This window comes from Flavobacteriales bacterium (genome assembly GCA_016715895.1).
Taxonomy (GTDB): Bacteria; Bacteroidota; Bacteroidia; order Flavobacteriales_F; family PHOS-HE28; genus PHOS-HE28.
In genome coordinates this window covers 332,389-353,373 of sequence record JADJXH010000003.1, presented here as the reverse complement: position 1 = coordinate 353,373, position 20,985 = coordinate 332,389, and the positions used below count along the sequence as shown (strand labels likewise).

Sequence of the window (20,985 nt, the reverse complement as noted above, 5' to 3'; positions counted from 1 at the left end):
ATCAGCGCTTGCGGAAGTACCCGTTCGAGTACTCGTTCGCGTAAAGCACGTGCACCTTCTCCGGCTTGTCGGCGAAGAACTCGTCGCAAGCGCGTTTCACGCCGGGTGAGCGATAGCCTCCGGACAGCCCGCGACGGGCCAGGACTTTCTCATCATAGTACACGGCGATCATGCCGATGGCCCCCGGAGCCATGCGCGCATACACATGAGGCAGCACGTGCCTGGTGCTCTCGTACAGGTCACCATCGATGAGGGCGAAGGCGATCCGCTCGGGCAGGTGCTGCGGTACCGTGTCCTGGAACCAGCCTTTGTGGATGTGCGGGTGCCTCAGGCCGAGCGCATCGAACTTGCGCTTGAACACGTCGAGCGGAGCCGCCATATACCCCTTGCCGTACACCCCGTCGGCCACATCGGTCCCTGTCACCTCGGGCAGGCCCTCGAAGCTGTCGAACGCATGCACCTGCCGGTCGGGCGCGAGCGCGCTCACCACCTTCTGCATCACGATGGTGCTGTCCCCCGCATTGCAGCCCAGGTCCACGATGTCGCCCGGAACCTTGTAGGCGATGACCTGATCCAAGAGATGAAAGAGGTTCATCCGCGCCTCCACATTGGCCATGTCGCTCGGGGCCGGGGTGAGCCGCACCGGGAGGTGGAGTTTCCGGAAGGCCTTGTTCATGAACAACTGCCACGCGGTCGGTGTGCGATGATCCCAGTCGAACGTGGTGGCGATGAAGGCGTTGTCCATGCTCATGAGTGGTGGGGCCCGACGGTGATCTGGATCGGCGCGGTCAAACATAGCCGTGCGTCCACCGCCGGACCGGGCCTTCCCCCGCAAGCAACGAACAACACACCGTGTACACCGGGGCTCAGGACTCGAACACGAGGCTGTCCGGCGCAGCGCCGAGCTCCAGCAGCATGGCCTTCAGGTCGGTCACGAAACGATCCGGTCCGCAGAGGTAGAAGCACTGGTCGAAGTCCCTGATCAGGCCCACGAGGTCATCGCGGTCGATGCGCCGGTCGCGGAAGCCGATCACGTTCTCCCGGGTGAAGGTCTTCAGGTACTGCCGGCCCAGCATCCGCGCGAGCTCGTCGTCCAGGAACACATCCCCGGCCGTTCGGTTCGACCATACCAGCGTGTGCGCCTTCAGGGCCTTCGCCCGGTGCAACTGGCGCAGGATGGACAGGAACGGCGTGATGCCCGCCCCCCCGGCGAAGAAGACGCCCGGCCCCTTGTACGCGATGGTGCCGAAGACCTCGCCCAGCAGCAGGTGGTCGCCCTTGCCCAAGGTGCCCATCTGCCGGGTGACCCCCTGATGCGCCTCGTAGATCTTGACGATGAGCTCCAGCGTCCGCGCGCCCGGCGGGGCCGTGAAGGTGAAGGGCCTGGGCTTGTCGCGCCAGCCGTCACGGTCGACCGCCACCATGCAGCCCTGGCCGGGGGTGAAAATGAACCCTTTGGGTCGGGACAGGGTGAACCGTTTGACCGTGGGGTTGAGGAAGACCGCTCCCAGCACCTCCACCCGGTGCCGATCGGTGGAGGGCCCGCCCGCGCTCACGGGAGCGCACAATGGTAGGCCGCGGCCATCGGATCGCAGCGCTCGAACAGCGGCAGTTCCATGCCCGGTCGCACCAGCAGCAGCTCCCACGGATCGGCCACGGCCAGGAACCGCGCGCCCGATGGTGTGATCTCGATCTGGAGCGCGCGGTCGTGCGCCCGTTCGCTCCGGGGCGTGCACAGCATGTGCCGCATCAACACCCCCTCACCGATGCCGGTGCGCTTGGTGAACATGCGCAGGTCCATGTAGCCCTCCATCAAGCGGTCGCGAAGGTGATCGGCCCGTTGCACCTTCCACACATCGCGACCGGCCTGCTCGCGCATCTGTCGCACCAGCTCGAACTGCTCGTGGGTGGGCTCCGCATAGGTGGGCTTGAACACCGCATCCGGGGCGGGGTCCTTCCGCAGTTCGGCCATCAGGGCCGCCCCGCGCTGCTGGCGCACCAGGATCAGTTCCTTCTCCGGGATGTGGAGCAGGTACTCGCTGCCCTTCGGGGTGGGCACATAGCCGTGGTACCGTTGGAACTCGCCATTGACCTCGCGGCGGCGGATGAGCCCCAGGCGCACCAGGGGCCCCAGATCGGCCCGGGGGCCAAGGAAATCGGTCAGTTCCTCCTGCCCCTGTTCGCGGGCACGAAGGATCCTGTTCCAGCGGATGTCGAACACGGCCGAGCTCATGGTGCCAAAGTGAAGGCCGGCTGCGCCCGATCCGAAGGGCGGTACGGCGGCGTTCATCAACAGGGCACGTTTGAAGGAACGGAGTGGATGGCGCTATCCGCTTGGCCTTCAAGCGTTGTCGCGTCCGAAGCGGCTTGTTCACCACCGCCTGTGCACAACCCGCCCGCTGGGGGCGGGCATCCGTTCACGCCTCGTTGCCGTGTGGCTCCTTCCCCGCCGGCGCCGGCTTCGTGGCCTCTTCCTGCTCGTCCCGGGCGATCATGCGCTTCACCAGCTTCAGGGTGGCCTTGCGCTTGCGGTTGCGGTTCTGTCTGCTCTTCTGCGGCATGATGGGTGCGATGGGGCAAAGATGGGGCTCCGCACCCCGGTCCGGACAACCGCCGGGCCCGCTCATGGGTCATGCTTCCACCGAAGACCCCATGCGCCACCTGCTCCTCCTTTCCACCGCGGCGTTCAGCACCGTGCTGGCCGCACAGAACGACTGCGCCTCCGCGCTCCCCATCAGCGCAGGCATCCACGTGGTGCCGGCCATCACCGGCACACCGGCCCCCATGGTCTGCACCGAGAACGCCGTGATGGCCTCCGCCAGTGCCTGGTACGCCTATACCGCCTCGCAGGACACCAACGTGCGCATCGTCACGCACGTCCAGGGGTATCCCGACCAGGACACCCGCGTCAGTGTGGCCGTCGGACCGTGCGGCGGCTTGGGCTGCTTCGCTGGTGACGACAATTCGGGCCCCAACCTCACCTCGGCCTTCAGCTTCCGGGCGGAACAGGGCACCACCTACCGCATCATCGTGGAGAACAACAACGGCGGCCAGGGATGCGCCTTCGAGCTCTCCGAGTTCGCCAATCCCTCCGCTCCGGTGGACGCGGTCACGTTCAGCGGCTTCGCGCTCACGGACCCCGCCGTCATCGCCGGTGTCGTCGACATGAACGAGGATGGTCGGGACGACCTCGTGGTGCCCGATGTCTTCGGCCTGACCGTGCATCATCAGCAGGCGGACGGTTCGTTCGTGCCGCAGGCGACCCCGCATGGGATCATCAACAACCCCGCATCCCAAGGCCTGGCCGCGGGCGATATCGACAACAACGGATACCCCGACCTGTTCTATGCCGGGGCCCAGAGCAGCTTCCATGTGCTGATGGCCGATGCCAACGGGACCAGCTACCTGCCCACCGCGCTCACCATCGGCGGGGCCACCTACCGCAACAATCTGGTGGACGTGGATGCGGATGGGCATCTGGACGGCTTCGTCACCAGCGACCTCGCCTTGAACTTCGTGCTGCACAATGATGGCAATGGAGGCCTGGCCTTCGTCAATCAGACCTATGGCACGGTCTGCGGCAACAAGGCCGTGCTGTGGACCGACCTGGACAACGACGGGCTGGTGGACGCGTACTGCACCAAGAGCGGATGCGCGGAGGAGGATGTGCTGCTCCACAACGAAGGCGGTCTGGTGCTGACCCCTGTGAACGACCCCGTGGTGACGCAGGACCATGATGCCCGCAGCAGCGCCTGGGGGGACTTCGACAACGACGGCGACATGGACGGCTTCGTGGGCGCCAGCGGCAGCCCGAACTGGAGCTTCCGTCACCTGCTGCTGCGCAACAACGGCGATGGCACCTTCACGAACGTCATCCTGGGCTCCGGCCTGGACGTGTTCCACGCCACCGGCACCGAGTGGGTGACGCACGACCTGAACAACGACGGATGGTTGGACATCCTGGGCGGCGGGCGGGTGCACTACGGCATCGGCGGCCTGCAGTTCGTTCAAGGCGGGGTTCTTCAGCCCGAGGCCGTGGGCGACCTCAACCACGATGGTGCCCTGGACCTCACCAACGGCAACGTGGTCTGGATCAGCAGCGGCACGGCCAACCACTGGCTGCGCGTGCGGACCGTGGGCACGGTGAGCAACCGCAGCGGCATCGGTGCGCGGGTGGAGCTGCACACGTCGATGGGCCAGCAGATCCGCGACATCCGCAGCGGCGAAGGCGCCCGGTTCATGAGCAGCCTGTACGCCCATTTCGGCCTGGGCCCCTCCCCCGTCGTCGATCAGGTGGTGGTGCGCTGGCCCAGCGGCATCGTGGACGTGGTCCCGACGCCCGCGGCGGACACCCTCCTCACCGTGGTGGAGGGCACCATGCCCATGGGATTGGCTGAAGCGTTCTCCACCACATCACCGCTGTACCCGAACCCGGTGACCGACCGGCTTTTCGTCGCCGATCACGCGTCGCGGGCCGGTGCTGAGCTGCGCATCCTGGATGCCCTGGGCCGTGAGGTCGGGCGGTCCACGGTCCAGCGGAACGGGATCGATGTGTCGGCCCTGCGACCGGGAACGTATTGGCTGCGTCTGTCGACCGGTACGGCGGTGCGCGCCTGGCCGTTCGTGAAGGAGTGATAGGTCAGTACCCCGCCAGCCGTTCCACCGCCGCCTTCAACCTTCCCTTCGGCAGGAACCCGTTCTCCAGCGGAATGGCGAAGGGCACGGGCGTATCCCAGCTGGCCACCCGAACGATCGGCGCATCCAGGTGCTCGAAGGCGTGCTCGGCGATGATGGCCGCCAGCTCCCCACCAAAGCCGGCCGTCAGCGTGTCCTCGTGCAGCAGCAACACCTTGCCGGTCCGCTTCACGCTGGCCAGGATGGTCTCCACGTCCAGCGGCACCAAGGTGCGCAGGTCGATGATGTCGATGTCGATGCCGGTCTCCCGCTGCACATCGGTGGCCCAATGCACGCCCATGCCGTAGGTGATGAGGCTGAGTGCCGACCCTTCGCGCACCACGCGCGCCTTCCCGAAGGGGATGCCGTAGGGCTGCTCGGGCACGGGTCCGTTGATGCTGCGGTACATGGCCTTGTGCTCGAAGAACATCACCGGGTTGGGGTCGTCGAAGGCCGTCATCAGCAGGCCCTTGGCGTCGTACGGGTTGCTGGGGTACACCACCTTCAGGCCCGGTGTCTTCACGAACCACATCTCGTTGCTCTGGCTGTGGAAGGGCCCCGCTCCCACCCCCGCGCCGGTGGGCATGCGCACCACCACATCGGCGTTCTGGCCCCAGCGGTAGTGGATCTTCGCCAGGTTGTTGCAGATCTGGGTGATGCCCTCGCTCACGAAGTCGGCGAACTGCATCTCCATCATGGCCTTCATCCCCTTGATGCTGAGGCCCAGCGCCGCGCCGAGGATGGCGCTCTCGCACAACGGGGTGTTCCGCACCCGCTCCTTGCCGAACTGTTCCACGAAGCCCTCGGTGATCTTGAACGCGCCGCCGTACTCGGCGATGTCCTGCCCCATCAGCACCAAGCCGGGATGACGCTCCATGCTCTGGCGCAGGCCTTCCTGGATGGCGTCGATCATGCGCTTCTCGGGCACGCCGGACGTGGCGGGTTCTGCTGGCAGCGCAGCAGGTCGACCCGGTGGGTCGACGCTACGGGGGCCCCGATCCATGTCCGCATACACATCCGCATGTTCCTGTTCCGCGTTCGGCACCGGTTCCGGCTCCTCGAACGCGTGCTTCAGGTCATCCTCGATGCCCTCCTTCAGCCGCGCGCGGATCTCGTCCCGCTTGGCGATGGTGAGCACCCCGTGCTTCAGCAGCCACGCCTCGTAGTTGGCCACAGGGTCCTTTTTGCCCCATTCCTCGAAGAGCTCCTTGGGCACGTACTTGGTGCCGCTTGCCTCCTCGTGGCCGCGCATGCGGAAGGTGATGCACTCCACCAGGATGGGCCGCGGGTTCTCGCGCACGCTGTCGGCCAGCTTCGCCAGGGTGTCGTAGACCTCCAGGATGTTGTTGCCGGCGATCTGCACGCCTTCGATGCCATACCCGATGGCCTTGTCCACGAAGCTCTTCATGCGGAACTGCTCGCTGCTGGGCGTGCTCAGCCCATAGCCGTTGTTCTCGATGATGAAGAGCACCGGCAGGTCCCACACCGCCGCCACGTTCACGCTTTCGTGGAAATCGCCCTCGCTGGTGGCGCCATCACCAGTGAAAACGATGGTGCAGCGGCTCTCCTTCTGCAGCTTGTGGGCCAGCGCAATGCCGTCGGCGATGCCCATCTGCGGGCCCAGGTGGCTGATCATGCCCACCACCCTGTGCTCCTTGCTTCCGAAGTGGAAGCTGCGCTCGCGGCCCTTGCTGTAGCCGGTGGCCTTGCCCTGCCACTGCGCGAAGAGCTTGCGGAACGGCATGCCGCGCGTGGTGAAGACGCCCAGGTTTCGGTGCATGGGCAGGATGTACTCGTCGTCGCGCAGGGCCATGGCGGCCCCCACGGCGATGGCCTCCTGGCCGATCCCGCTGAACCACTTGCTGATCTTGCCCTGCCGCAGCAGGCTCAGCATCTTCTCCTCAATGATGCGGGGGTACACCAGCTTGGTGTAGGTGTCCAGCAGAAAGGCGTCGTCGTGCGTGCCGCGCTCGAAACGCAGCTGGCGGTCCTCGATGGTCAATGGCGTCATGGAAGTCGCCGGTCGGGCGTGCGGCCCGCGTGATCCGGCGGGCCAAAGGTATCCCCGGCGGTGCCTTGGGCCCTGCACTCTGCCGCCCCGTTACTTTCGCGCGGTGCTACGCGGTCCCCTGTTGGTGTTGGCGGTGCGTTCCGGGCTGCTGCTCGGGGTGTACGCGCTGGTCCGCGTCCTCTTCGTCGCGCTGAACGCGGGGTCGTTCGCCGATGCGCCGGCCTCGGCCTACTGGGGCGGCTTGCGGTTCGACCTCAGCGCGCTGGCCTGGCTGAACGCCCTGTGGGTGCTCCTGAGCCTGGCGGTGCCCCGGCCGCAAGGCGCGTGGCGGAAGGCGCTCACCGGCCTCTACCTGGGCGTGAACGCCATCGCCCTCTTCTTCGCCTGCGTCGATCTGGAGTACTACAAGTTCAGCCTCAAGCGCAGTACGGCCGACTTCCTGCGCATCCTCACCGCCGGCAGCGACACCGCCAACCTGGCCCCGGCCTTCGCCCGCGACTACTGGTATATCGTGCTGATCTACCTGGCGCTGCTGGCCCTGCTGGCCTGGGGGCACCGATGGGCGGGCCGGCTCGATGCCGGATCTCCCCTGCGCCCCTGGCGAAGGGCCACCGGTGCCGTCGTGACCGTCGCCGCGCTCGTGGTGGCCTCCCGCGGGGGCCTGCAGCTCATCCCCCTGCAGGTGATCGATGCGGCCTGGTACGCGCCCGCCACCCATGTCCCCGTGGTGCTCAACACACCCTTCACCCTGCTGATGACGCTGGGGAAGCCCGCGGTGCAGGAGCGGACCTACATGGCGCCGATGCAGGCCGATGTGCTGTGGCCCGTGACGCACCGGTTCGATGCCCCGGCCGATCCCCTCGGGCACATCCCGCAGCGCCCCAACGTGGTGGTGATCGTGCTGGAGAGCTTCAGCGCGGTGTACAGCGCACGGCTCAGCGGCGGACCGGGGTACATGCCCTTCCTCGACGAGCTGATGGACCAGAGCCTGAACATGACGCATGCCTACGCCAACGGGCGCCGCAGCATCGATGGCATCCCGGCCGTGCTCGCCTCGATCCCCGAACTGATGGATGAGGCCTTCATCACCTCGAGCTATGCCCAGCAGCCCTTCACCTCGCTGGCCGGGGTCCTGGCCGCGGAAGGTTACCGCACCAGCTTCTTCCACGGCGGCAACAACGGCACCATGGGCTTCGACGGCTTCGCCCGCAGCGCGGGGTTCCAACGCTACGTGGGCCGCAACGAGTACCCCGTGCAGGAGCACTACGACGGCCATTGGGGCATCTGGGACCCGCCCTTCCTGCAGTACTTCGCCGAGGAGCTGAGCCGGGAACAGCAGCCCTTCATGAGCTGCGTCTTCACCCTCAGCAGCCATCACCCCTACGAGCTGCCGCCCGACCTGGCCGCCCAGTTCAGCGGGGGCACCCACAAGATCCACCCCGTGCTCCGCTACACCGACGAGGCGTTGCGCCGGTTCTTCGACACGGCACGCACCAAGCCCTGGTTCGCCAACACCCTGTTCGTGATCACCGCCGACCATACGGCCGACCTGGACCGCAATGGCCAGCAGTACAGCAAGGCCATCGACTACTGGGTGCCTCTGCTCTACCACATGCCCGCGCACCTGCCGGCGCGTGATCAGCACCGGGTGACGCAGCACATCGACATCCTGCCCACGGTGCTGGACCTCATCGGACATCGCGAGCCCTTCTTCAGCTTCGGCCACAGCGCCCTGCGCCCGGCCAGTCCTCCCTATGCCGTGATGGCCAGCAACCAGGTGTACCATGCCGTGGGCGACCGGTTCATCCTGCACTACGACGGCGAGCGCCTGCTGGGCGTGGACCCGCTCGGCGCGGACACCACCGGGCCGTTGGGCGAACCGCGCGAGCTGGTGGCCTTCGACATGCTCACGCGCCTGCAGGCCGCCATCCAGCAGTACAACGGGAATCTCGTGCGCAACAGCCTGACGGTGAAACCCGCCGCACCATGAACGCCTGGCTCCTGCTGAACCCGCGGGCCGGACGGAAACGCGCGCTCACCGCGCAGCAGGCGGCGGAACGCCTTGCGGCGGAGCTCGGATGGTCGCTCACGGTGCGGGTGATCGAAGCGCCGGGCCACGGCACCACCCTCGCCCAGCAGGCGGTGGAGGACGGCGCGCTACGGGTGATCAGCGTGGGCGGTGACGGCACGTTGAACGCCGTGGCCGCGGGGCTGGTGGGCACACCGGTCGCGCTGGGTGTGGTGGCCATGGGTAGCGGAAATGGCTACGCCCGCTCGCTCCAGCTGCCCTTGAAGCCCGAGGCGGCCCTGCGGCGGGCGTTCACGGGAACCCCGGCCATCATGGACGTCTGCCATCTCAACGACCGCCTCTTCCTCGGCACGGCCGGCATCGGCTTCGACGCGCGCGTGGCCTGGGAATTCGACCGCAGCGAAGCGCGCGGGATGTGGAACTACATGCGCATCATCCTGAAGGACATCCTGAGCGCGAAGCCGATGCATGTTGTGGTGAAGGCCAACCACGAGACCACCGAGCACGAGGTGCTCATGCTGGTGTTCTGCAACACGCGCGAGTTCGGCAACGGGGCCATCATCAGTCCCGGCTCGAGGCCCGATGACGGCCTCGCGGAGCTCCAGATCGTGAGCAAGCCCTCCTTCATCCCGCTGTTGAAGGCCTTCTACGATGTGTACGCCAACCGCGCGGACAAGAGCCGGTATGTGCGCACCATTCTCACCCGCGAGGCCCAGGTGCACCAGGCCGGGTCCCTCGCGCATCTGGACGGCGAACCGGCCGTGATCGGCAACGAAGTGCGGTTCCGGCTGGAACCCAAGCGGCTGTGGGTGGTGCGGTGAGCACGGCCCGCCACGAGATCGCCCGCGCTCCTTCCCCCAGGCCCTAGCTTGGCGGTCATGAAGTTCCGCACCAGCATCACCATCGACCTGCCGCGCGACCGGATGGTCCAGCTCTTCGACGACCCGACGACCATGAAGGAATGGCAGCCCGCGCTCATCAGCTTCGAGCCGATCAGTGGCACGCCGGGACAGGTGGGTGCCAACAGCCGTCTGCGGTACCGGATGGGCAAGCGGGAGATCGAGATGGTGGAGACCATCACGGAGCGTGACCTCCCACGCGCCTTCTGCGGCACCTACGAGACCGGCGGCGTGTGGAACGAAGTGCGGAACACCTTCGAGGAGGCCGGCCCGTCACGGACCATCTGGCATTCGGACAACGAGTTCCGCATGCGTGGCTTCATGAAGGTCATGGCCCTCCTGATGCCCGGCGCGTTCAAGAAGGAGAGCGCGAAGATCCAGGAGCGCTTCAAGGCGTGGTCGGAGAAGCAGGGCTAGGGGCCGAAGCGCTTGCTCGGTATGCGGCTGGTGTGGCGGATCTGATAGACGTACACGGTGTTGTCTTCAACGATGAACACAACACGATATGGGAACTTCTCCACCATCACATGCCGAAAGTCGCCGTTGCGCTTCTGGTGCTTCGGATCGGTGGCCAATTGGTCCAAGCAGGCTTGCAAGGCATCCGCAAAGCGGACTCCCAACCCTTTGCTTCGTGCCTCATACCACAAGAACGCATCAACCGCTTCGGCCTGGGCGGCCGCACGAACGACCACCGAATAGTTCATGCCCGACGGCCCTCGCGGAGCATGCGCATGGCCTCCTCCACGGACAGATAGGTATCCAGACCCGCTTTGCGACGACGATCGATCTCCTGCAGCTCGGCGAGCTCCTCATCGGTGAACTCATCCCCCGTGCCGAGCTCCTTGTCGAAGATCTGCTTGAGGCGCTGAAGGAAACCAGCGTCCTGCACCAAGGCTAGGCGCTCCATCAGGCTGAGCTTGAGGTCGGAGGTGCTCATGGAAGTTCGAGTTGTTCAAAGATATACTGCAAAGCAGCGCAGGAGGTCCACCGGGATCATCGCGGGGGATCGAACCACTTCTTGCGGTTCGCAACCTCAACAAGGTGATCAATGGCGAAGTGGTGAGGTCGACTCACTCGCTGGCAGGTGAGGCGCTTCCAGAGGTGCGCTAGTGCATCCCCAAGACCGGCGTCGCTGTCCCCGTAGTCATAGCCTTCGTCGGCGACCTCCAGATCGACACCGTAATGCTGGGCGAACTCCTCCCAGAACGCGATCACATCCAAGCCTACCACGCCCGTATCCCACCAGAACTTGGTAGTTGAAGTCGGTGTGAAGCCAAGACGATCACGAACGAATTGAATGATCTCTTCGCGGGTGACCATCGCACGTCCGCGTCACTTCCCCTTCATCTCCCCACCCGTGATCCGGTTGCGCTCCATCTGCATGGGGTTCGGCTGCCGCCACTGCTGCTCCTTGAACACATCGAAGCGCGTGGGCACCATGCGCGGCGGCCAGCTGTTGTTGTTGAGGTCGCAGTCGGCGGTCTCGAGGAAGGGATCGAGCATGACACGCACCACCTCCTTGCGCTTCACGAAGACCTTGGAGATGTCGTCGCTGATGCGCCAGATCTCGGCGGGGATGCGCTCCACCTCCTTGGTGCCGTCGGTGTACTCCCATTCGAGGATCAACGGCATCACCAGCCCGCCGATGTTCTTGAAGGAAAGTTCGTAGAGATGGATGTCCTCGTTCAATAGCGCGAGCTCATCAGGCTTCAGGGATCTCTTCCACTTCTCGTAGGCCGCTATGTCGCGCTCCGTGACGGTGAGCGGGTCGTAGCTGTTGTAGAAGTCGCGCGTGGTGGGATCGCGGTCCACCACGAAGTCCAGCTTCGCGTCGATGTTGCGCTGGCGGCTGAGGTCGGGCACTTCGCGCGCCTTGTCCTCACGCTTCAGCTTTTCGGCCAGCAGCGGATCGCGCGGATCCATGCGCTTGTAGCGGAGGTTGGCCAGCTCGATGTCCACGTGGTCGGTGGTGTAGAACCAGCCGCGCCAGAACCAGTCGAGGTCCACGCCACTGGCATCCTCCATGGTGCGGAAGAAATCGGCGGGCGTGGGGTGCTTGAACTTCCAGCGCTCGCAATAGGTCTTGAAGGCGTGGTCGAAGAGCTCGCGGCCCATCACCGTCTCGCGCAGGATGTTGAGCGCCGTGCAGGGCTTGCCGTAGGCGTTATTGCCGAACTGCGTGATGCTCTCGCTGTTGGTCATGATGGGCTCGATGCGCGCCTTCACCTTGTCCGGCGCGGCGTTGGGGTCGCCCTTCATGTAATCGACGATGTTGCGGGGCTTGCCGCGCCAGCTGGGGTAGTCCTTGTCCCACTCCTGCTCGGTGAGGTATTGCACGAAGGTGTTGAGACCCTCATCCATCCAGGTCCACTGCCGCTCGTCGGAATTGATGATCATGGGGAAGAAGTTGTGCCCCACCTCGTGCGTGATCACGCCGATCATGCCATACTTCGTGCGCTCGCTGTAGGTGCCGTCCTTCTCGGGCCGCCCGCCGTTGAAGCAGATCATGGGGTACTCCATGCCAATGCGGTCGGTGTGCACGCTGATGGCCACCGGGTAGATGTAGTCGGCCGTGAACTTGCTGTAGGTCTTGATGGTGTGCGCCACCACCTTGGTGCTGTATTGTTCCCAGAGCGGATTGCCCTCCTTGGGGTAGTACGACATGCATAGGACGTTATTCGTCTTGACCGGCTGGTTCATCGCGTCCCAGATGAACTTGCGGCTGCTGGCGAAAGCCACATCGCGGACGTTCTTGCTCTTGTACACCCAGGTCTTGGTGCCGCTGCTGCGCTCCTTCTCGTTGTCCAGCGCCTCCTGCGGCGTCACGATCATGACGGGGGTGGAGCTCGTGCGGGCTTGTGCGAGCCGCTTCTGTTGGGCGGCGGTGAGCACACTTGAGGCGTTGGCCCATTCGCCGGTGGCCGCCACGATGTGGTCACTGGGTACGGTGATGCTGAGCGTGTAGTCGCCGAAGTCCAAGGTGAACTCACCGGCGCCGAGGAACTGCTTGTGCATCCACCCGCTGTAGTCCATGTAGGCGCACATGCGCGGGTAGAACTGCGCGATGGTGAAGATGTAGTTGTCCTCCTCGGGGAAGTACTCGTAGCCGCCCCGGCCACCCCACTTCATGCGGTCGTTGATCCAGTTCCACCAGCTCACCTTGAAGCTGAAGGTGGCACCGGGCGCGAGGGGCTTCGGCAGGTCCACCCGCATCATGGTCTTGTTGATGGTGTACTTCAGCTTGCCGCCATTGGCATCGGTGACACCGGTGATCTTGTACCCGCCGTCGAACGGGTTCACCCACTTGTCCAGCTGGCTCAGGCCCACGCTGTCGGGTAGTGTACCCGTGCGGGTGGTGTTGGCGTCGCTGCCCGGCTCGAAGATGTTCTGGTCGAGCTGCAGCCACAGGTACTCCAGCTTGTCCGGGCTCTGGTTGTGGTAGGTGATGGTCTCGTAGCCCGTCAGCTTCGGCAGCACGCCTTCCCCGGCCTTGGGCTCGGTGATCTCCACGTGGATGTCGTAGTCGGCCTTCATCTGCCAGTAGGCGTGGCCGGGGGCTCCGCTGGCGGTGCGCTGCTCGTTAGGCGTGGGCAGTTCCTGGTCGAGCTGGCGGAACTTGTCGCGGCCGTAGCGGGGACTGTCCTGGGCGAGGGTGGCAGTGCAGGCTATGACCGCTGTGCAAAGGGCGAGGAAGAGCTTCGAAGGCATGTCTGCGAAAGTACGTGGGCAGTGGCGAGTCATGAGTGGCGAGTAGTGAGTGGTGAGTAAAATGTCCGCCTCAGGAAATGTCGGTTGGCGGCATTGGGTCTGTTAGATAAAGTGTGTCATCATCGTTATTGCTGACGATGTTGATGTTGTTGGGTTTTGAACGAGGGGGTCCGGGGGAGACTCAGAACCTGTTGATCGGTGTTGATCGCCTGTGGATCGAAGCGTGGGCCGAAGAGCAGGCGTAGCTCGGCGGCTATCTCCCTCCAAGCGAAGATGGGCTTGGCGGCCATTTTCTCCACGATGCGCTGCTGGGCCAGATAGAGCAGCTTGAGCAGGGCCATGTCGTTGTCGAAGACGCGCTTGGTCTTGGTGTACTTGCGCAGCTGAGCGTGGAAGCCCTCGATGGGATTGGTGGTGTAGATGAGCCGCCGGATGCGCTCGCTGTAGCGGTACTGGCTGGCCAGCAGCGGCCAGTTGGTGTGCCAGGAGCTCACCGCCTGCGGGTAGCGTTCCCCCCATTTGTCGCTGAAGACCTCCAGGGCATGCAGCGCTTGCTGCTCACCAGGAGCCCGGTAGATGGCCCGCATGTCCTTGACCACCTCCTTGTAGTGCTTGTAGCTGACGTACTTCAGGGTATTGCGCACCTGGTGCACGATGCAGAGCTGGATATCGCTCTGTGGGTACACCAAGGAGATCGCGTCGGAGAAGCCGCTCAGGTTGTCGATGCATGCGATCAGCATGTCCTCCACGCCGCGTTGGCGCAGGTCGCCCAGCACGCCCAGCCAGAACTTGGCCCCTTCGCTCTGCCCCACGTACAGGCCCAGCAGGTCCTTGTGGCCATCGGGGCCAACGCCCAAGGCGGTGTATACGGCCTTGTTCACCACGCGCCCTTCCTGCTTCACCTTGAAGTGGATGGCATCGAGCCACACGATCGCGTAGCGCGCCTCCAAGGGCCGCTGCCGCCAGGTCTGTACATCGGCGATCACCTGGTCGGTCACCGCGCTGATCGTGGCCTCGCTCACCTCGATGCCGTACAGGTCCCGCACATGGTCGCTTATGTCGCGCTGGCTCATCCCAAGCCCGTAGAGCTTGATGATCTTCATGTCCAGCTCGGCGTTCAGCACGCGCTCGCGCTTGGGCAGCAGCACCGGGTCAAAGGTTCCCTCACGGTCGCGCGGCGTGGCGATCTCCACCTCTCCGTGGGCGGTCTTCATCCGCTTGCGCCCATGTCCGTTGCGCCGGTTACCTCCAGGCGGCTCCTCGGCCAGGTGAGCGCTCAGCTCGCCCCGTAGCGAGGCCTCCATCAGTCGCTTCACCAGCGGGGTCAGCACCCCATCGCTGCCGCTCAAGGGCTTGCCCAGTAGCAATTGCTTCATGGCCTCCTTCTCGAAGGCTTCGTAATCGAACTTGTCCGTCTTGTCCTCCATGGGTCAGGTGTTGAAGTTCGCAATCCGGCCTGACACACTTTACTGAACAGTCTCGCGGCATTTACTCGCCACTCGCTACTCATGACTCGCCACTCATCCCCACTTTTGTACCGGTATGAAAGCCTCCCTCCTCGCCCTCTTCCTCACCGGAGCGCTGAGCGTCCACGATTTCTTTGTCTCCATCCTCACCATCCGCCATTCCCCGGCCACGCAGACCCTCGACCTCACCTGGCGGATCACGGCCCACGACATCGAGCATGCCCTGGAGAACGTGGCCCCGCTGAAGCTCGGGTCCGATCGCGAGCACCCCAAGGCCGACAGCATCCTGAACACCTACTTCAGGCAGCACCTCGTGCTGATGCAGGAGGAACAGCTCACCTGGACCTGGATCGGCAAGGAGCTCGACGGCGAAACGCTCTACTGCTACCTGCAGGTGGACAGCATCACCTCACCGAAGGATCTGCTGGTGCAGAACACCCTGCTGCAGGACCTCTTCTACGAACAGCAGAACCTGGTGCATGTGGAGGGCGAGAAGCTGCCCACGCGGTCGCACACCTTCATCCGGGGAAGCACACCGCATGCGTACACGTGGTAGCCGCCCCTTGGGCTCAATAACTTCGGGGCATCCTTGTCATCCATGCGCCCCAACGCGCTCAAGTACTCCTTGGTCTACCTGATCCCCGGGGTGGTCGCGGCCTCGCTCGCGGTGCGGAACGCATGGTCCTTCGCCGCGGTGGCCTTCGTCTTCGGGGTGCTGCCGGTCATTGAACTGTTCCTGAAACCCGACCCGCGCAACCTGGATGCCGTGCAGGAGGCCGTGGCCAGGCAGGACCGCACCTACGACCTCATCCTCTACAGCCTGGTGCCCATCCAATGGGGCCTGCTGCTCTTCTTCCTGGTGCAAGTGAGCGCCGCGGAGCTCTCGTGGGTGGTGAAGCTGGGGCTCACCTCGGCCTTCGGCATGGCCTGTGGCGTGCTGGGCATCAACGCCGCGCACGAGCTGGGGCACCGGCCCACCAAGCACGAGCAGTTCATGGCCAAGGCGCTGCTGCTCACCACGCTGTACATCCACTTCTTCATCGAGCACAACCGCGGCCACCACAAACACGTGAGCACCGACGCGGACCCCGCCAGCAGCCGGCGCGGCGAGTGGCTCTACGCCTTCTTCGTGCGCACGATCACCGGCAGCTGGCTCAGCGCGTGGAAGCTGGAAGCGCAACGGCTGCGGAAGAAGGGCCTGCCCGTGTGGAGCTGGCACAACGAGATGCTGGGCTTCCAAGTGATCCAGGTCGCGCTGGTCGTTGCGATCGCGGCCCAATTCGGCGTGGAAGTGATGGGCTGGTTCTTGGGGGCCGCGCTCATCGGCATCCTGCTGCTGGAAACGGTGAACTACATCGAGCATTACGGCCTGCGGCGGAAGAGGAACGGCGACAGCTACGAACGTCCGCTGCCCATCCACTCCTGGAACTCCGACCACCCGCTCGGCCGCCTGATCCTCCTGGAGCTCACGCGCCACAGCGACCACCATTACCTGGCCAGCCGCACGTACCAGGTGCTGCGCCACTTCGACGAGAGCCCACAGCTGCCCGCCGGCTATCCCGCCATGATGGCCCTGGCCTTCTTCCCGCCCCTGTGGTTCCGCGTGATGGACCGCGAGATCGACCGCTTGAAGGAGCGGCTGGGCAGGGACGAGCTCGCTTGACCCACAGCTCGGATGCACGAACCGGGAACGCCTTCCTTCGACGTCGACCACGTGGTGATCGGCAGCGGCTTCGGCGGCTCGGTGGCGGCGCTACGCCTCAGCGAGAAGGGCTACCGCGTGCTGGTGCTGGAGAAGGGCCGGTGGTTCAACAAGCCAGCCGACTTTCCCAGCTCCAACTGGAACCTCCGCCGCTGGCTCTGGGCGCCTCGTCTGGGCTGGCGGGGCCTGTTCAAGATCAGCTTCTTCCGGCATGTGACGGTGCTGAGCGGCACCGGCGTGGGCGGTGGCTCGCTGGTCTACGCGAACACCCTGCCCGTGCCCCGCGCGCCCTTCTTCCACACCGGCAGCTGGAAGGACCTGTGCGACTGGGAGCGCGAACTGGCTCCGTACTACGCTCTGGCCAGGCGCATGCTCGGCACCGAGCGCCACCCCTACACCAGCCGCAGCGACCTGGTGATGCAGGAGCTGGCCGCCGATCTGGGCGTCCCCGAAGGCTTCAGCACCGTGGATGCCGCCGTGCATTTCGGCACACCAGGCGTCACCGTGAAGGACCCTTACTTCGGCGGCAAGGGACCCGACCGCACCGGCTGCATCCAGTGCGGCGGCTGCATGCTGGGCTGCCGGCATAACGCCAAGAACACGCTCGACAAGAACTACCTGCACCTGGCGCAACAGCTGGGCTGCACCATCCGCGCCAACGCCGAGGTGGTGGACGTGAAGCCCCTGAGCCCCGATGGCAGCGCCGGCTACCGCATCCGTTACCGCGACCCGTCCAGCTGGTTCCCGCGCATCCGCACGGTGACGGCGCGGGGCGTGGTGTTCGCCGGCGGCGTGATGGGCACCCTGCCCCTGCTCCTGAAGCTGAAGGCCGGCAGCCTGCCGAACCTCTCGGACACCTTGGGCCACGGCGTGCGCACCAACTCCGAGAGCCTCATCGGCGTCACCACCTTCGACCGCAAGGCCACCTTCTCGGAAGGCATCGCCATCGGCTCCATCGTGGAGCTGGACCAGGACCGGCACGTGGAGCCCGTGAAGTACCCGCCCGGCAATGGCATCTGGCGGATCCTGATGGCGCCGATGGTGAAGGGCAGCGCCTGGCCGCAGCGCCTGCTGAACATGGTGCTGCTGCCGTTGAAGCAGCCGGGGCAGTACCTCCGCACCTTCTTCGTGAACGACTGGAGCCGGCGCACGCACATCCTGCTCTACATGGAGAGCATCGACTCCACCCTCCGCCTGAAGCGCGGCACCTTCGGCACGCGGAGCGCCCTGGAGTCGGGCGCAGCGCCCACGGCCTTCAACCCGCAGGCGCAGGACATCGCCCACCGGGTGGAACGCATCGTGAACGGCAAGGCCATGGTGCTGCTGCAGGAGACGCTGCTGGGCATCCCCACCACCGCGCACATCCTCGGCGGCGCGTGCATGGGCGCCGATGCCTCCACCGGTGTGATCGACCGGCACAACCGGGTGTTCGGCTACGCGAACCTCTGGGTGTGCGACGGCAGCGCCATCTCGGCCAATCCCGGCGTGAACCCCAGCCTCACCATCACCGCCCTTGCCGAGCACGCCATGGCGCAGGTGGCGGAGAACCGGTCTTGAGCGTCCCGGCCCTTCTGGGATGAACCGTGTCCCGGCGGGACCGGCCTTGCGCGGAGCGGGACTACTTTGTCGCCATGCGCACCCCTCTCCTCTTGACCGGCCTGTTCTCCATCGCATCAGCGTTCGCTCAGAACGCGACCTCCGACATCGAGCAGATCCGTACGACGCTGATGGACTACATCGAGGGCACGGCCAATGGCGAGCCGGAGCGTTTACGCCGCGCGTTCCATCCCGACTTCAACCTCTACACGGTGAATGAGCGCGACAGCCTGTGGGTGCGCTCGGGGGAGAAGTACATCGCAGGGTTCAAGCCGGGCGAACGGAACGAGCGCCAAGGCCGGATCATCTCCATCGACGTGGAGCACAACGCCGCCATGGCCAAGGCCGAGATCGTGGTGCCGGGCTGGCGGGTGTTCACCGATTACTTCCTGCTGCTCCGGTACGAAGGCGCCTGGCGGATCGTGCAGAAGAGCTACACCTGGCGCCCCCTGCCCAAAAAGGCGGAGTGAGGTCCGGGCGCCCACCTTTGCAGGTGCTGGTCCTTCGATGCGTCACGCCCTGCCCTGCATCCAGCTCTTCCACCTGCTGGCCCTTGCCTGCGGGTCGGACAGCCATGAACCTCCGGCCTGGACCGAGAAGAAGCCCAGGTGGCATGATACGCTGATAGCGCATAGCACCCTGGCCGACACCGCCGGTCTGGAGGTTCAACTGCGGATCATCGAGCGCAAGCTCGGGCCGTTGGACCCTGGCATCCGCGACCACCTGGAGGCGGTGGAGGTCACCTACTACGGCTTCGCGGACAGCAGCTGTTCGGCGGTCGACACCAGCCGCCTGTGCACGGGCATCCTGCTGGTGCACGCGTGCGTGGCCGGCGAGGTGCGGGCGATCTTCGAGGGACTGCTGCATGACCGCTTCCCCATCGCCAAGGTGGTGCCGGTGAACCGCTACGGGCTCAACGCCGACAGCACGGGCTGGGACGATGCCGCCTCCATGCCGACAACAACACCAGCGCCTTCAACTACCGCGGCAAGGCCCACGTGCCCGAGACCTCCAAGCACGCCCAAGGGATCGCGATCGACATCAACCCGCTGCTGAACCCGCTGGTGAAACAGGGACCGGATGGCGTGCTTCGCGAACCCGCCAGCGGACGCTACGACCCGGCGCGACCGGGCACCCTCACCCGCGCCCGCATCCTGAAGCACCTGACCCCCCACGGCTGGACCTGGGGCGGCCGCTGGCAGCGGCCGCAGGACCACCAGCACATCGAAAAGGCGCACGGTCGATGCGCCCACCTGAGCGAACGGATCCGGTGAGCGTTGTTCCTTCGCACCGATGACCCGCGCCGAGAAAGCCGCCTTCGTCGCGCAGAAGCTCGCCGACCTCTACCCGCGCACGTCCATCCCCCTCGACCATGAGGACGCATACACGCTGCTGGTGGCCGTGGTGCTGAGCGCGCAGTGCACGGACAGGAAGGTGAACGAGATCACGCCGCTGCTGTTCGCCAAGGCGCGCACCCCGCAGCAGATGGTGAAGCTGAGCGTGCAGCAGATCGAGGACATCATCCGGCCCTGCGGCCTGGCGCCCGCGAAGGCCAAGGGCATCCACGGGCTCAGCAGGATCATCCTGGAGAAGCATGGCGGCAAGGTGCCGGATACCCTGGAGGAACTGGAGGCGCTGCCTTCCGTGGGCCACAAGACCGCCAGCGTGGTGATGGTGCAGGCCTTCGGCGTACCGGCCTTTCCGGTGGACACCCACATCCACCGGCTGGCCTGGCGCTGGACGCTGAGCAACGGGAAGAGCGTGGAGCATACCGAGGCCGACCTGAAGAAGCTCTTCCCCAGGGAGGAATGGGCCGACCTGCACCTGCGGATCATCTACTTCGGCCGCGAACACTGCCCGGCCAAAGGCCACGATCCGCGCAAATGCCCCATCTGCAGCGTGATCGGCCGGAAGGAGCTGTTCACCGCAGGCCGGTGATCCGGGCCTCAGTTGAGCACCAAGGCCACGGTGCCCAGTGGCGGAGCCTCCACAACGGAGAGCGCCTTGCTGTAGCTCAGGATGGCCTGGAGGGTGGAGGGCCGGGGACCCGGTTGGAGGTCCATGCTGCTGCGGCGAACGGATGACCGGCGATCGCGCCGGCGGAGGGTAGAGTGCTTCATGCCATCGGGTTGGTGTGCGTGATGAAGAACGCCAGCGCCCCGCCCGCTATTGCACACACCCCCGAACGAACCAAGGACCTCCTGAACATCAAGGCCTTACCCTCTGCAAATGCGAACGCCGGCTTACGGGCCGGCGTTCAAGGACATGCAGCTGGCAGGCCTATGCGCGCTCCAGATGGATGTCGTGTTCCTTGATGAGCTTGCGCATGTTGATCAGCGCGTAGCGCATCCGCCCCAGGGCGGTGTTGATGCTCACCTGGGTGTGCTCGGCGATCTCCTTGAAGCTCATGCTCAGGTACGTGCGCATGATCACCACTTCGCGCTGCTCCTCGGGCAGGTGCTCGATCAGCCGCCGCACGTCCTCGTCGATCTGCACGTTCACGAGCCGCTGCTCGATGTTCCGGTCGGGCTGCGCCACGGTGGAGAAGACGTCGTGATCCTCCGAGCCCCGGACGAGCGGCATCTTCTTGGCGCGCCGGAAGTGGTCGATGACCAGATTATGGGCGATCCGCATCACCCAGGGGAGGAACTTGCCCTCCTCGTTGTACTTCCCTGTCTTGAGCGTGTGCACCACCTTGATGAAGGCCTCCTGGAAGAGGTCCTCTGTGACCTCGCGGTCACGCACCATCAGGTAGATGTGGCTCCACACCTTGCGCTTGTGGCGCAGCAGCAGGGTTTCGAATGCCTGCTCGTTCCCCGCCTGATAGGCGTGCACGAGCTCCGTATCGGTGAGCACCTTCGTACGCATGTGACCTTCCCTTTTTGTCCGGTTCGGATCAA

22 protein-coding genes and 1 pseudogene are annotated in these 20,985 nt (G+C 65.2%); 11 read left to right on the top strand and 12 right to left on the bottom strand.

What is annotated here, in order from left to right:
• Position 1: 1 nt before the first annotated feature.
• From IPM49_01720 to IPM49_01705, 4 genes are all read right to left on the bottom strand, one after another.
• Positions 2 to 745, bottom strand: a complete 744-nt coding sequence (locus IPM49_01720; protein MBK9273242.1) for a class I SAM-dependent methyltransferase — start codon at positions 743 to 745, stop codon at positions 2 to 4.
• A gap of 121 nt (positions 746 to 866) precedes the next feature.
• Positions 867 to 1,556, bottom strand: a complete 690-nt coding sequence (locus IPM49_01715; GenBank protein MBK9273241.1) for a flavodoxin reductase — start codon at positions 1,554 to 1,556, stop codon at positions 867 to 869.
• On the bottom strand, positions 1,553 to 2,233 hold the full coding sequence (locus IPM49_01710) for a hypothetical protein (protein ID MBK9273240.1): 681 nt from the start codon (positions 2,231 to 2,233) through the stop codon (positions 1,553 to 1,555). The genes IPM49_01715 and IPM49_01710 overlap by 4 nt, the downstream gene beginning before the upstream one ends.
• Positions 2,234 to 2,417: 184 nt before the next feature.
• Complete coding sequence (locus tag IPM49_01705) at positions 2,418 to 2,561, bottom strand: hypothetical protein (protein MBK9273239.1); 144 nt, start codon at positions 2,559 to 2,561, stop codon at positions 2,418 to 2,420.
• 91 nt (positions 2,562 to 2,652) lie between these two features.
• Here IPM49_01705 and IPM49_01700 point away from each other — a divergent pair, with 91 nt between their 5' ends.
• Positions 2,653 to 4,635 (top strand): VCBS repeat-containing protein, encoded by a 1,983-nt coding sequence (locus tag IPM49_01700; GenBank protein MBK9273238.1) that lies wholly within the window; start codon positions 2,653 to 2,655, stop codon positions 4,633 to 4,635.
• 4 nt (positions 4,636 to 4,639) lie between these two features.
• On the opposite strand, the gene IPM49_01695 is transcribed toward IPM49_01700, so the two are convergent.
• Positions 4,640 to 6,685: a dehydrogenase E1 component subunit alpha/beta gene (locus tag IPM49_01695; protein MBK9273237.1), complete on the bottom strand. Its 2,046-nt coding sequence runs from the start codon at positions 6,683 to 6,685 to the stop codon at positions 4,640 to 4,642.
• Between the two features lie 103 nt (positions 6,686 to 6,788).
• On the opposite strand from IPM49_01695, the gene IPM49_01690 reads away from it, so the two are divergent.
• From IPM49_01690 to IPM49_01680, 3 genes are read left to right on the top strand one after another with little or no spacing between them, the layout of a single operon-like run.
• A complete protein-coding gene (locus IPM49_01690; GenBank protein ID MBK9273236.1) occupies positions 6,789 to 8,675 on the top strand; it encodes an LTA synthase family protein in 1,887 nt (628 codons plus the stop codon).
• The gene (locus tag IPM49_01685) at positions 8,672 to 9,535 is read left to right on the top strand and encodes a hypothetical protein (protein ID MBK9273235.1); all 864 of its coding nucleotides are present in this window, start codon (positions 8,672 to 8,674) and stop codon (positions 9,533 to 9,535) included. Before IPM49_01690 ends, IPM49_01685 begins: the two co-directional genes overlap by 4 nt.
• 57 nt (positions 9,536 to 9,592) lie before the next feature.
• Complete coding sequence (locus IPM49_01680; protein MBK9273234.1) at positions 9,593 to 10,030, top strand: SRPBCC family protein; 438 nt, start codon at positions 9,593 to 9,595, stop codon at positions 10,028 to 10,030.
• Here IPM49_01680 and IPM49_01675 read toward each other — a convergent pair.
• The 5 genes and pseudogenes from IPM49_01675 to IPM49_01655 all read right to left on the bottom strand — a co-directional run bounded on the left by IPM49_01675 (position 10,027) and on the right by IPM49_01655 (position 14,748).
• Complete coding sequence (locus IPM49_01675) at positions 10,027 to 10,317, bottom strand: type II toxin-antitoxin system RelE/ParE family toxin (GenBank protein MBK9273233.1); 291 nt, start codon at positions 10,315 to 10,317, stop codon at positions 10,027 to 10,029. The genes IPM49_01680 and IPM49_01675 overlap by 4 nt on opposite strands.
• Positions 10,314 to 10,550 carry a hypothetical protein gene (locus IPM49_01670; protein MBK9273232.1) on the bottom strand — a complete coding sequence of 79 codons (237 nt, stop codon included), beginning with the start codon at positions 10,548 to 10,550 and terminating at the stop codon, positions 10,314 to 10,316. The genes IPM49_01675 and IPM49_01670 overlap by 4 nt, the downstream gene beginning before the upstream one ends.
• A gap of 56 nt (positions 10,551 to 10,606) precedes the next feature.
• On the bottom strand, positions 10,607 to 10,933 hold the full coding sequence (locus tag IPM49_01665; protein MBK9273231.1) for a hypothetical protein: 327 nt from the start codon (positions 10,931 to 10,933) through the stop codon (positions 10,607 to 10,609).
• Between the two features lie 12 nt (positions 10,934 to 10,945).
• Positions 10,946 to 13,321 carry a M1 family metallopeptidase gene (locus tag IPM49_01660; protein ID MBK9273230.1) on the bottom strand — a complete coding sequence of 792 codons (2,376 nt, stop codon included), beginning with the start codon at positions 13,319 to 13,321 and terminating at the stop codon, positions 10,946 to 10,948.
• 206 nt (positions 13,322 to 13,527) lie between these two features.
• Positions 13,528 to 14,748 (bottom strand): annotated as a pseudogene (locus tag IPM49_01655) (IS256 family transposase).
• A 115-nt stretch (positions 14,749 to 14,863) separates the two neighbouring features.
• On the opposite strand from IPM49_01655, the gene IPM49_01650 reads away from it, so the two are divergent.
• The 7 genes from IPM49_01650 to nth all read left to right on the top strand — a co-directional run bounded on the left by IPM49_01650 (position 14,864) and on the right by nth (position 20,023).
• On the top strand, positions 14,864 to 15,343 hold the full coding sequence (locus IPM49_01650; protein ID MBK9273229.1) for a hypothetical protein: 480 nt from the start codon (positions 14,864 to 14,866) through the stop codon (positions 15,341 to 15,343).
• A 42-nt stretch (positions 15,344 to 15,385) separates the two neighbouring features.
• The gene (locus IPM49_01645; GenBank protein MBK9273228.1) at positions 15,386 to 16,450 is read left to right on the top strand and encodes an alkane 1-monooxygenase; all 1,065 of its coding nucleotides are present in this window, start codon (positions 15,386 to 15,388) and stop codon (positions 16,448 to 16,450) included.
• Positions 16,451 to 16,462: 12 nt separating this feature from the next.
• Positions 16,463 to 18,046: a GMC family oxidoreductase gene (locus IPM49_01640; GenBank protein ID MBK9273227.1), complete on the top strand. Its 1,584-nt coding sequence runs from the start codon at positions 16,463 to 16,465 to the stop codon at positions 18,044 to 18,046.
• Between the two features lie 74 nt (positions 18,047 to 18,120).
• Positions 18,121 to 18,555 carry a nuclear transport factor 2 family protein gene (locus tag IPM49_01635; protein ID MBK9273226.1) on the top strand — a complete coding sequence of 145 codons (435 nt, stop codon included), beginning with the start codon at positions 18,121 to 18,123 and terminating at the stop codon, positions 18,553 to 18,555.
• Between the two features lie 37 nt (positions 18,556 to 18,592).
• Positions 18,593 to 19,141: a hypothetical protein gene (locus tag IPM49_01630; GenBank protein MBK9273225.1), complete on the top strand. Its 549-nt coding sequence runs from the start codon at positions 18,593 to 18,595 to the stop codon at positions 19,139 to 19,141.
• Entirely contained in the window at positions 19,084 to 19,359 is a 276-nt protein-coding gene (locus IPM49_01625) for a M15 family metallopeptidase (protein MBK9273224.1), read from the top strand. The genes IPM49_01630 and IPM49_01625 overlap by 58 nt, the downstream gene beginning before the upstream one ends.
• 19 nt (positions 19,360 to 19,378) lie before the next feature.
• Positions 19,379 to 20,023, top strand: a complete 645-nt coding sequence (gene nth / locus IPM49_01620) for an endonuclease III (GenBank protein ID MBK9273223.1) — start codon at positions 19,379 to 19,381, stop codon at positions 20,021 to 20,023.
• Positions 20,024 to 20,031: 8 nt separating this feature from the next.
• Here the strand turns inward: nth and IPM49_01615 are convergent, their stop codons facing one another.
• Together IPM49_01615 and IPM49_01610 are read right to left on the bottom strand one after the other, a co-directional pair.
• Complete coding sequence (locus IPM49_01615; protein MBK9273222.1) at positions 20,032 to 20,205, bottom strand: hypothetical protein; 174 nt, start codon at positions 20,203 to 20,205, stop codon at positions 20,032 to 20,034.
• Between the two features lie 160 nt (positions 20,206 to 20,365).
• Entirely contained in the window at positions 20,366 to 20,953 is a 588-nt protein-coding gene (locus IPM49_01610) for a sigma-70 family RNA polymerase sigma factor (protein MBK9273221.1), read from the bottom strand.
• Positions 20,954 to 20,985: the final 32 nt, after the last annotated feature.

Excerpts from the sequence above, each read along its gene's own strand:
- IPM49_01720 (MBK9273242.1), bottom strand. The coding sequence starts at position 745 with ATGGACAACGCCTTCATCGCCACCACGTTCGACTGGGATCATCGCACA.
- IPM49_01710 (MBK9273240.1), bottom strand. The coding sequence starts at position 2,233 with ATGAGCTCGGCCGTGTTCGACATCCGCTGGAACAGGATCCTTCGTGCC.
- IPM49_01705 (MBK9273239.1), bottom strand. The coding sequence starts at position 2,561 with ATGCCGCAGAAGAGCAGACAGAACCGCAACCGCAAGCGCAAGGCCACC.
- IPM49_01700 (MBK9273238.1), top strand. The coding sequence starts at position 2,653 with ATGCGCCACCTGCTCCTCCTTTCCACCGCGGCGTTCAGCACCGTGCTG.
- IPM49_01695 (MBK9273237.1), bottom strand. The coding sequence starts at position 6,685 with ATGACGCCATTGACCATCGAGGACCGCCAGCTGCGTTTCGAGCGCGGC.
- IPM49_01685 (MBK9273235.1), top strand. The coding sequence starts at position 8,672 with ATGAACGCCTGGCTCCTGCTGAACCCGCGGGCCGGACGGAAACGCGCG.
- IPM49_01680 (MBK9273234.1), top strand. The coding sequence starts at position 9,593 with ATGAAGTTCCGCACCAGCATCACCATCGACCTGCCGCGCGACCGGATG.
- IPM49_01675 (MBK9273233.1), bottom strand. The coding sequence starts at position 10,317 with ATGAACTATTCGGTGGTCGTTCGTGCGGCCGCCCAGGCCGAAGCGGTT.
- IPM49_01670 (MBK9273232.1), bottom strand. The coding sequence starts at position 10,550 with ATGAGCACCTCCGACCTCAAGCTCAGCCTGATGGAGCGCCTAGCCTTG.
- IPM49_01665 (MBK9273231.1), bottom strand. The coding sequence starts at position 10,933 with ATGGTCACCCGCGAAGAGATCATTCAATTCGTTCGTGATCGTCTTGGC.
- IPM49_01660 (MBK9273230.1), bottom strand. The coding sequence starts at position 13,321 with ATGCCTTCGAAGCTCTTCCTCGCCCTTTGCACAGCGGTCATAGCCTGC.
- IPM49_01650 (MBK9273229.1), top strand. The coding sequence starts at position 14,864 with ATGAAAGCCTCCCTCCTCGCCCTCTTCCTCACCGGAGCGCTGAGCGTC.
- IPM49_01645 (MBK9273228.1), top strand. The coding sequence starts at position 15,386 with ATGCGCCCCAACGCGCTCAAGTACTCCTTGGTCTACCTGATCCCCGGG.
- IPM49_01640 (MBK9273227.1), top strand. The coding sequence starts at position 16,463 with ATGCACGAACCGGGAACGCCTTCCTTCGACGTCGACCACGTGGTGATC.
- IPM49_01635 (MBK9273226.1), top strand. The coding sequence starts at position 18,121 with ATGCGCACCCCTCTCCTCTTGACCGGCCTGTTCTCCATCGCATCAGCG.
- IPM49_01630 (MBK9273225.1), top strand. The coding sequence starts at position 18,593 with ATGCGTCACGCCCTGCCCTGCATCCAGCTCTTCCACCTGCTGGCCCTT.
- nth (MBK9273223.1), top strand. The coding sequence starts at position 19,379 with ATGACCCGCGCCGAGAAAGCCGCCTTCGTCGCGCAGAAGCTCGCCGAC.
- IPM49_01615 (MBK9273222.1), bottom strand. The coding sequence starts at position 20,205 with ATGAAGCACTCTACCCTCCGCCGGCGCGATCGCCGGTCATCCGTTCGC.
- IPM49_01610 (MBK9273221.1), bottom strand. The coding sequence starts at position 20,953 with ATGCGTACGAAGGTGCTCACCGATACGGAGCTCGTGCACGCCTATCAG.